This window comes from Tardiphaga sp. (genome assembly GCF_041424195.1).
Lineage (GTDB): Bacteria > Pseudomonadota > Alphaproteobacteria > Rhizobiales > Xanthobacteraceae > Tardiphaga.
The window spans coordinates 112,113-121,563 of sequence record NZ_JBGMOE010000032.1 but is presented as its reverse complement, the minus strand read 5'-3'; the positions used below and the strand labels follow the sequence as shown (position 1 = coordinate 121,563).

Genomic DNA, 9,451 nt, shown 5'->3' with positions numbered 1-9,451 from the left:
CGCGCCGGCAACGACTCCGGCGGTGGCCAGCCCGGCCGCATCCTGAAGTGCAAGGGCTGGGAAACCGACCCGAACGCCTACATCTACTTCATCACCCAGGCGCCGGTGTGGGAGAAGATCTGCGACGTGATCGGCGAACCGACCTGGAAGACCGACCCGGGCTATGCCAAGCCGGCGGCGCGCCTGCCCAAGCTCAACGCGATCTTCGCGCGGATCGAGCAGTGGACGATGACCAAGACCAAGTTCGAGGCGATGGAAATCCTCAACAAGGATGACATCCCCTGCGGCCCGATCCTGTCCATGAAGGAGCTCGCCGAGGACCAGTCGCTGCGCGCCACCGGCACCGTGGTCGAGGTCGATCACCCCGAGCGCGGCAAGTATCTTTCCGTTGGTAATCCGATTAAGCTATCGGAAAGCCCCACCGAAGTGACCCGCTCGCCCCTGCTCGGCGAACATACCGACGAAATCCTCAAGCAGGTGCTGGGCTTCAGCGATCATCAGGTCGCCGAAATCCACGACTCCGGCGCTCTGGATCCGCCGCGCAAGGTCGCCGCTGAGTAATTTCTGACGTAATTTCAGATAGTTACATGCGAAAGGCCGCCGATTGGCGGCCTTTTTCATTTGGGAGAGCCAGTGCGGAACTTCAATAAGAAAATCAAATCGATACATATCGCGCTGCAAAATCATCATGCTGCCATGCAAACAAGACAATTGTCCTTGGCATCTGGTATACGTAAATTGATCCCAGATGAGGCGCCAAGACGAGGCGACCTCAAGCAAAGGATCAAAATCATGTCGAAGACTGCTTCGCTCGGCCTCGCTTCCTCCACCAGCTTCTTCGCCCGCTTCATGGCCTCGCTGGATCGCGCGCTGATGGCCAGCGCACGCATCTCGGCGCGCAACGGCGACCTGCCCCGCTTCGGCCTGTAAGGCCGCACTTCGCTACTTTCGCGCGGCTGAGCCCGCGCAAAAATCCCTGCGTTCCTCCCGACGACTGGCCCCGGATTTCCGGGGCCGTTTTTTTGTTTGTGTAGTTGCATCGCAGCGACGTCTTGCGCTCCCTGCGACATTTCAGCCTCCCCGGCTTTTAGCGGCTCTAATCGCTTGCCGCTTGGCATATCGCATACCAAAATGCGCGAACGGTAATGCTTCACGTTTGAACAGAAAGCATACCTGGGGAGGACAAAGGCTTAGCTGCCCTCGCGGGCGTGCGATGCCGTGCGCGCTATGACAAAGCGATCCAGACCCACTCATCCTTTTTGCAGGCGAGCCGTTTCGAGGCTCGACAGTCTGGCGTGCGCATATGGCGCGCGCAAGGCCGTGTTTGCACAGCTGCAGCCAGGACATTCGAAGGAAGACCCGACCACGCACTGACGATTTCAAAGTCGACGAACGATCGACGCTATCAAAACGAATGGGAGAGAAACAATGAAACGCTTAGGTTCTTGTCTCACGCTGGCCGCTGCTGCATCCATTCTCTGTCTGGGAGCGTCTCTCCCGGCATCTGCTGCATGGGAGCCAGCGCGCCCCGTCGAATTGATCGTTCCTGCGGGCACAGGCGGCGGCGCCGACCAGATGGCGCGCACCATTCAGGGCATCATCACCAAGCACAGCCTGATGAAGCAGCCGCTCGTTGTCATCAACAAGTCGGGCGGCGCCGGCGGTGAAGGCTTCCTCGATGTGAAGTCAGCGAACAACAATCCGCACAAGATCATCATCACCCTCTCGAACCTGTTCACGACCCCGCTCGCCACCGGCATTCCCTTCAACTGGAAGGACCTCACCCCGGTCGCCATGCTGGCGCTCGACGAATTCGTGCTGTGGGTGAATGCCGACAAGCCGTACAAGACGGTGAAAGACTATATCGACGCAGTGAAAGCCGCGCCGGCCGGCACCATCAAGATGGGCGGCACCGGCTCGAAGCAGGAAGACCAGATCATCACGGTCGCGCTCGAGAAAGCCATCGGCAGCAAGTTCACCTACATTCCCTACAAAGGCGGCGGTGAAGTCGCAGTGCAGCTTGTTGGCCAGCACATCGATTCAACCGTGAACAACCCGATCGAGGCAGTGGCGCAGTGGCGCGGCGGCAAGGTGCGTCCGCTCTGCGTGTTCGATAGCAAGCCGATGGCCTATGACGAACAGGTTGCCGACGGCAAGGGCTGGAAAGACATTCCGACCTGCAAGTCGCAGGGGCTCGACATCGAATATGTGATGTTGCGCGGCATCTTCATGGGGCCAAAAGCGACCAAGGATCAGATCGACTATTACGTCGAGCTGTTCAAGAAAGTCCGCGCGACGCCCGAGTGGCAGGACCTGATGAAGAGCGGCGCCTTCAATACGACCTTCATGACCGGCGGTGACTATGCGAGCTGGGTCGGCACTGAAGAGAAGCGCCACGAGACCCTGATGAAGGAAGCCGGCTTCCTCGCGCAAGGAAACTGAGCAAGGCAACCGACACAGGCGCAATGACGCCAGACCTGATCGCATATCAGGTCCGGCCTACATGGCACGCTGATCGACGCTGATCTCTCACACAGAGCTTTTCATGACCACGCAGCACACGAGCAACGCAGGCCCGTCCCACAAATCCGTCGAAGCGGGCGTCACCACTGTCATCGGCCTGTTCGGCGCCATCGTCGTCTATGGCAGCATCAAGGCCGGCATCAACTGGGGCGCGGAGGGTCCGAAGGCCGGGTTCTTCCCGTTCTATATCGGGCTGTTCATCATCATCTCCAGTCTGATCAATCTCTGGAATACGCTGCGCGAGGACAACGGCAGCCTGTTCGCCGAATGGGGCCAGTTGCGCCAGGTCTTCAGCGTCGTCATACCCACCGGCATCTATGTCGGCGTCCTGCCGTTCATCGGCCTCTACGTGTCGTCGCTGATCTTCATCGCATGGTTCATGCGTTGGCTCGGCAAATATAATTGGCCCATCATCGCGGCCATCTCTCTCGGCATGCCGGTCGTCACTTACCTGATCTTCGAACGCTGGTTTCTCGTGCCGCTTCCCAAAGGGCCGCTTGAGGATCTGCTTGGTCTCTGATTTCCGCGATCTCCAATTCCGTTGCGCCTGCCGGTCTCTTTCTGAGGACTACTCGACATGGAAGAAATTGCTAATCTGTTCCAGGGCTTTGCCGTCGCGCTGCAGCCGTTCAATATCGCGGTGATGGTCCTTGGTATCGTCCTCGGCGTGATCATCGGCGTGCTTCCCGGCCTTGGCGGCGCCAATGGCGTTGCGATCCTGCTGCCCCTCACCTTCAGCATGCCGCCGACATCGGCGATCATCATGCTGTCCTGCATCTATTGGGGCGCATTGTTCGGGGGCGCGATCACCTCGATCTTGTTCAACATCCCCGGAGAACCATGGTCGGTGGCCACGACATTCGACGGCTATCCGATGGCGCAGCAGGGCAAGGCCGCCGAATCGCTGACCGCCGCCTTCACCTCCTCCTTCGTCGGCGCGCTGTTCGCCGTCATCATGATCACTTTGGTGGCGCCGCTGGTCGCAGGCTTCGCCTTACGCTTCGGGCCTGCGGAAAAATTCGCGGTCTACTTCCTGGCATTCTGCAGTTTCGTCGGACTGAGTAAGGAGCCACCTTTCAAGACCATTGCGGCGATGATGATCGGCTTCGCCCTCGCCGCTGTCGGCCTCGATTCCATCACGGGACAACTGCGTCTCACCTTCGGCTCGACCGAACTCCTCAATGGCTTCGACTTCCTGATCGCCGTCATCGGCCTGTTCGGCCTCGGCGAAATCTTCCTCACCATGGAGGAAGGACTGCGCTTCCAGGGCGGCAAGGCGAAGATCGATCTTCGCGTCGTGCTCCGCACCTGGATGAGCCTGCCGCAATACTGGATGACGTCACTGCGTTCCTGCATCATCGGCTGCTGGATGGGTGTCACGCCGGCAGGTGCGACACCGGCGTCGTTCATGAGCTACGGCATTGCCAAGCGCGTCTCCAAGAACGGCCACAACTTTGGCAAGGGTGAGATCGAGGGCGTCATCGCTCCGGAAACGGCCGCGCACGCCGCTGGCACCGCAGCCCTGCTGCCGATGCTCTCGCTCGGCGTCCCCGGTTCACCGACGGCCGCTGTGCTTCTTGGTGGTCTGCTGATCTGGGGCCTGCAGCCCGGTCCGATGCTGTTCGTCGAGCAAAAGGAGTTTGTCTGGGGCCTGATCGCTTCAATGTATCTCGGCAACCTTGTCGGCCTGATTATCGTACTGACCTGCGTACCGCTCTTCGCCGCGATCCTGCGGGTTCCGTTCAGCATTATCGCGCCACTCATCCTGGTGCTCTGCGCGATCGGCGCCTACTCCGTCCACAACTCGACCTTCGACGTGGTGATGATGCTGGTATTCGGTATCATCGGCTATGCACTGAAGAAGTGTAACTACCCCCTCGCCCCGCTGGTGCTGGCCATCGTGCTTGGTGACAAGGCCGAGGAAGCCTTCCGGCAGTCATTGCTGGGCTCACAGGGATCGCTCGGAATCTTCTTCTCGAACACGCTGGTCAGCAGCATCATGATCCTCGGCCTGATCGCACTGTTCTGGTCGGTGATTCAGAGCGGCTTCACAAGGCTGCGTACTCGCGCTGCAACAGCGTAAGTAACAGTACAAATAACTGTTCAAACCCAAAAGCCGGCGGTCTGGACCGCCGGCTTCGTGCTGTTCTGTAGTTTAGCAGTACGGCATTGAGTCATGCGAAACTTGCAGCGGCAAATTGGCAAGATTTCGCTTGTTAGTTGGCATATCATATACCAAACTATCCTTCGCAGCTGTCGAGCTCTCAATAGAACAGCGCTTTAGGAGGAACTATGACTGATGCAGTTCACGGCGCGGCGCCTGCTGCCGCACGTGTCAGCGATGCCTACCGCTGGACACAACTCGCCATCGGCGTTGGCGCGATGGTGATGATCGCCAACTATCAATACGGCTGGACATTCTTCGTCCCCGACATCCAGAAGAAGTTCGGCTGGGATCGTGCATCGATCCAATGGGCCTTCACCCTCTTCGTTTTATTCGAGACCTGGCTGGTGCCGGTCGAAGGATGGTTCGTCGATAAATACGGCCCGAAGATCGTCGTCCTCATCGGCGGCATTCTCTGCGGCATCGGCTGGGCGATCAACGCACAGGCGGAAACGCTCAACGGCTTCTATCTCGGCATGATCATCGCTGGCATCGGCGCTGGCGGCGTCTACGGCACCTGCGTCGGCAATGCGCTGAAGTGGTTTCCCGACAAGCGCGGCCTCGCGGCTGGCATCACGGCTGCAGGCTTCGGTGCAGGCTCGGCTCTCACCGTCGCGCCGATCCAGGCCATGATCAAGGATTCCGGTTTCCAGACCACGTTTCTGTATTTCGGTCTCGGACAAGGCATCATCATCGTGATCCTGTCCTTCTTCCTGTTCGCGCCGAAGGCTGGACAGGTACCGGCGGTCACGCAAAACGCGAATATCATCCAGACCCGCCGCAACTACGCTCCGACGGAAGTGATCCGCCATCCGATCTTCTGGCTGATGTACTTCATGTTCGTGATCGTCGGTGCCGGCGGCCTGATGGTGACGGCGAACCTGAAGCCCATTGCGGCCGACTGGAAGATCGACAACGTGCCCGTCACGCTGATGGCGATGACGATGACCGCCGTCACTTTCGCGGCCACGATCGATCGCGTGCTCAACGGCCTGACACGTCCGTTCTTCGGCTGGATCTCCGACATGATCGGCCGCGAGAACACGATGTTCATCGCCTTCGGCATGGAAGGCATCGGCATCTGGGCCCTGTATATGTGGGGTCACGATCCGCTGTGGTTCGTGCTGTTGTCGGGCTTCGTGTTCTTCGCATGGGGCGAGATCTATTCGCTCTTCCCATCGACCTGCACCGACACGTTCGGCTCCAAATTCGCAACGACCAATGCCGGCCTGCTCTATACGGCCAAGGGAACGGCGGCACTTCTGGTGCCGGTCGCGAACTACATGCAGCAGTCGTCGGGCACGTGGGACAGCGTGTTCCTGATCGCGGCAGGCGCCAATATCCTCGCGTCGTTGCTGGCGATTGCGGTGCTGAAGCCATGGCGCAAGGTCGTCGTTGCCAAGGCCCTCGCGAGCTAGCGACATCCGGAAAAATCGAACAAAAACAACGCGCTCAGCCTGGCTGGGCGCGTTTTTCCTTGTCCGGCAATCCAGTGTCGCGCCAAGGCGTGATGACCGGCGCCGGGGAACAATCAAGTTCGGCTTGCATCCTGGAATATAATATACCAGTCTCCCCAAAAGCGACGCTTGCGGCAATAAGCCACAGCATTCGTGACATTAAGTCGCGATCAAGAGGCGCGCTCGGAGGACTCCCAATGTCTCATACCGACTCGACGACCGCTCCCACCTCCAGCTTCCGCTGGATCCAGCTCGTGATGGGCATCGTCTGCATGGCGATGATCGCCAACCTGCAATACGGATGGACGCTGTTCGTCGATCCCATCGATGCCAAGTATCACTGGGGTCGCGCCGCGATCCAGCTTGCCTTCACCCTGTTCGTCGTTGTCGAGACATGGCTGGTGCCGCTCGAAGCCTGGTTTGTCGACAAATACGGCCCCCGCGTCGTCATCATGTTCGGCGGAATCATGATCACCCTCGCCTGGGTGCTGAACTCCTATGCGGACTCGCTGGTGCTGCTCTATGCGGGCGCCATCGTCGGTGGCATCGGCGCGGGTTCGGTCTACGGCACCTGTGTCGGCAATGCGCTGAAGTGGTTTCCCGATCGCCGCGGCCTCGCCGCCGGCGCGACAGCAGCAGGCTTCGGCGCGGGCGCTGCGATTACTGTTGTGCCGATCGCGCATATGATTGCCGAGAGCGGCTATCAGCATGCATTCTTTACCTTCGGCATCGGCCAGGGCCTGATTGTTTTCGTGCTCGCCTTCTTCATGCGCCCGCCTCTCCAGGCTGTGCCGGTGAAGCGGAAACAGCTCAATCTGCCGCAGACCAAGACGGACTTCACGCCGCCGCAGGTGCTGCGCAGCCCGATTTTCTGGATCATGTATCTGGTCTTCGTCATGGTCGCCGCCGGTGGCCTGATGACCGCAGCGCAGATCGCGCCGATCGCGCACGACTACAAGATTGCCAATGTGCCGGTCAGTCTCGCCGGCTTCGAGATGGCAGCGCTCACTTTCGCAATCTCGCTCGACCGCATCTTCGACGGCTTCGGCCGCCCGCTGTTCGGCTGGTTGTCCGATCAGATCGGCCGTGAGCACACCATGTTCATCGCCTTCGGCACCGCTGCACTGATGCTGTTGACGCTATCGTCCTATGGCCACAACCCGCTCGTCTTCGTGCTGGCGACGGCCGTCTACTTCGGCGTGTTCGGCGAGATCTACAGCCTGTTCCCGGCAACATCGGGCGATACGTTTGGTGCCAAATACGCCACGACAAATAACGGCATGCTCTACACAGCGAAGGGCACGGCGGCGTTGCTGGTGCCGCTCGCGAGCCTGATCGCAGCACGCTACGGATGGCAGGCTGTGTTTGTGGTCGCCGTTGCGCTCAATGCGACCGCAGCGCTGCTCGCTTTGTTCGTCATCAAACCCATGCGACGGGCATTCATTCTGGGAAGCGAGCGAGCGGTGCCGGAGCCGGCAGCACAGAGCGCCAAGATCGCCTGATCGATCGAGGCCTGTTCAGGCTTGCAGGGGCGCATGAGAGTGCGCCCCTTTTTCATGCCACGCTTGGCATGCCAGGCGTCCGAGTGGGATACCGCCGGCGCAAGACACGGGATCAGAATCCAGCAGCGAATGCGATAAACGTCAGAAATACTGACTTTCTTTATTGATCGGCGGGCCCTGATATCACCGTTTCTGCGTTGACAACTGGCATACAGTATACCAATCTTGCGCTTACAAGATCGATCCTCAGCCGATCAGCCAAGGGAGGTTATTGCCATGCAAGTCGGAGATATCCTGCGTAGGAAGAGCACCCGCATCGCCACTGTCCGCATGAACGAGACTGTCGCCGTCGCGGCGCAATTGCTCAGGACGGGCAATATCAGCGCCCTGGTCGTGAAGGACGTATGCCGCACCGAAGGCAACACCGCAGTCGGCATGTTCTCCGAACGCGACGTGGTTCGCGCAATCGCCGATCACGGCGCCGCCGGCGTCAATCGCAAGGTCTCGGATATGATCTCCGTGCAGGAGCTGATCTCCTGCCGTTCGACCGACACGCTCGAACATGTGCGACACCTGATGAACGGCCATCACATTCGCCACGTTCCGGTCATCGACGATTACACACTGATCGGCGTGATCAGCATCCGCGACATCAGCAGGGCCCTCGACCATGAGGATGTACCGCAAGCACATGCCGCGGTGGCCTGAGGTCTAGCCTCAAACTCACTTCGCGTTTCATGACGATATCGACACGGACCGCCAGCGGTCCGTGATGCCAGTTCTTTTGCCTTGTCCGTGCTCATTGCCTTGGTGACATCTCATGAAGATCTGCATCTACGGCGCTGGTGCCATTGGTGGCTATCTCGGCGTTCAGCTTGCGCAGGCTGGCGCCGATGTCAGCCTTGTCGCGCGCGGCGCGCATCTGGCCGCCATGCGCGCGCATGGACTGAAGCTGCTGATCTCGGGTGAAGAGCGCGTCGTACATATCCCCTGCACCGACGATCCCGCCGAGCTCGGCGAGCAGGACTACGTCATCATCTGCCTGAAGGCCCATTCGATCACCGGTGTGATCGAACAGATGCGGCCGCTGCTCGGGCCGAAGACGCGCATCGTCACTGCCGTGAACGGCATTCCCTACTGGTACTTCCACAGGCACGGCAATCAGTTCGAAGGCACGGCGCTGGAAAGCGTCGATCCCGGTGGACGGCAGTGGGAAGAAATCGGCGCCGCGCGTGCGATCGGCTGCATCGTCTATCCCGCTACCGAGATCGAGGCGCCCGGCGTGATCCGGCATGTCTATGGCGACAAGTTTCCGCTCGGCGAGCCGTCGGGCGAGCGCACCGCCGACGTCGAACGGTTGGCGGCCATGTTCGAAAAGGCGGGTTTGAGGGCACCCGTGCTGGACCGTATTCGCGACGAGATCTGGCTGAAACTCTGGGGCAATGTCTGCTTCAATCCGATCAGCGCCCTCACCCATGCGACACTGGACGTGATCTGCACCGATCCGGCGACACGCGCGCTGTCGAAAGCGATGATGCTGGAAGCGCAGTCCATCGCCGAGAGTTTTGGCATCGGTTTTCGCGTCGATGTCGAGCGCCGCATCGACGGCGCGCGCAAGGTCGGCGCGCACAAGACATCGATGCTGCAGGACCTCGAACGCGGGCGGCCGATGGAGATCGATCCGCTCGTCACCGTGGTGCAGGAAATGGGGCGCCTCACCGGCATCCCGACGCCGGCCATCGATTCCGTGCTGGCACTGGTCGCTCAGCGCGCCCGGGTCGCCGGCCTCTATTAGTGCAGGACGC

9 protein-coding genes are annotated in these 9,451 nt (G+C 60.1%); all 9 read left to right on the top strand.

The annotated features are described in order from the left end of the window. Positions 1-561: CoA transferase (locus ACEK02_RS04380; protein WP_371420572.1), on the top strand; the 561-nt coding region annotated here is incomplete at its 5' end. 231 nt (positions 562-792) lie between these two features. After that, a complete protein-coding gene (locus ACEK02_RS04375; RefSeq protein WP_371420571.1) occupies positions 793-930 on the top strand; it encodes a hypothetical protein in 138 nt (45 codons plus the stop codon). 498 nt (positions 931-1,428) lie between these two features. Continuing rightward, positions 1,429-2,442, top strand: a complete 1,014-nt coding sequence (locus ACEK02_RS04370) for a Bug family tripartite tricarboxylate transporter substrate binding protein (protein WP_371420570.1) — start codon at positions 1,429-1,431, stop codon at positions 2,440-2,442. 103 nt (positions 2,443-2,545) lie between these two features. Further along, positions 2,546-3,043: a tripartite tricarboxylate transporter TctB family protein gene (locus ACEK02_RS04365; protein ID WP_371420569.1), complete on the top strand. Its 498-nt coding sequence runs from the start codon at positions 2,546-2,548 to the stop codon at positions 3,041-3,043. Positions 3,044-3,100: 57 nt separating this feature from the next. Continuing rightward, the gene (locus tag ACEK02_RS04360; protein ID WP_371420568.1) at positions 3,101-4,606 is read left to right on the top strand and encodes a tripartite tricarboxylate transporter permease; all 1,506 of its coding nucleotides are present in this window, start codon (positions 3,101-3,103) and stop codon (positions 4,604-4,606) included. A gap of 209 nt (positions 4,607-4,815) precedes the next feature. Beyond that, a complete protein-coding gene (gene oxlT / locus ACEK02_RS04355; RefSeq protein WP_371420567.1) occupies positions 4,816-6,105 on the top strand; it encodes an oxalate/formate MFS antiporter in 1,290 nt (429 codons plus the stop codon). 236 nt (positions 6,106-6,341) lie between these two features. Further along, complete coding sequence (gene oxlT, locus ACEK02_RS04350; RefSeq protein WP_371420566.1) at positions 6,342-7,646, top strand: oxalate/formate MFS antiporter; 1,305 nt, start codon at positions 6,342-6,344, stop codon at positions 7,644-7,646. Positions 7,647-7,922: 276 nt separating this feature from the next. Beyond that, a complete protein-coding gene (locus ACEK02_RS04345; protein WP_371420565.1) occupies positions 7,923-8,354 on the top strand; it encodes a CBS domain-containing protein in 432 nt (143 codons plus the stop codon). Between the two features lie 112 nt (positions 8,355-8,466). Further along, positions 8,467-9,441: a 2-dehydropantoate 2-reductase gene (locus ACEK02_RS04340; RefSeq protein WP_371420564.1), complete on the top strand. Its 975-nt coding sequence runs from the start codon at positions 8,467-8,469 to the stop codon at positions 9,439-9,441. Positions 9,442-9,451: the final 10 nt, after the last annotated feature.

What these genes read in the sequence shown, in the direction of transcription:
- ACEK02_RS04375 (WP_371420571.1), top strand. Translation starts at nt 793, where the DNA reads ATGTCGAAGACTGCTTCGCTCGGCCTCGCTTCCTCCACCAGCTTCTTC.
- ACEK02_RS04370 (WP_371420570.1), top strand. Translation starts at nt 1,429, where the DNA reads ATGAAACGCTTAGGTTCTTGTCTCACGCTGGCCGCTGCTGCATCCATT.
- ACEK02_RS04365 (WP_371420569.1), top strand. Translation starts at nt 2,546, where the DNA reads ATGACCACGCAGCACACGAGCAACGCAGGCCCGTCCCACAAATCCGTC.
- ACEK02_RS04360 (WP_371420568.1), top strand. Translation starts at nt 3,101, where the DNA reads ATGGAAGAAATTGCTAATCTGTTCCAGGGCTTTGCCGTCGCGCTGCAG.
- oxlT (WP_371420567.1), top strand. Translation starts at nt 4,816, where the DNA reads ATGACTGATGCAGTTCACGGCGCGGCGCCTGCTGCCGCACGTGTCAGC.
- oxlT (WP_371420566.1), top strand. Translation starts at nt 6,342, where the DNA reads ATGTCTCATACCGACTCGACGACCGCTCCCACCTCCAGCTTCCGCTGG.
- ACEK02_RS04345 (WP_371420565.1), top strand. Translation starts at nt 7,923, where the DNA reads ATGCAAGTCGGAGATATCCTGCGTAGGAAGAGCACCCGCATCGCCACT.
- ACEK02_RS04340 (WP_371420564.1), top strand. Translation starts at nt 8,467, where the DNA reads ATGAAGATCTGCATCTACGGCGCTGGTGCCATTGGTGGCTATCTCGGC.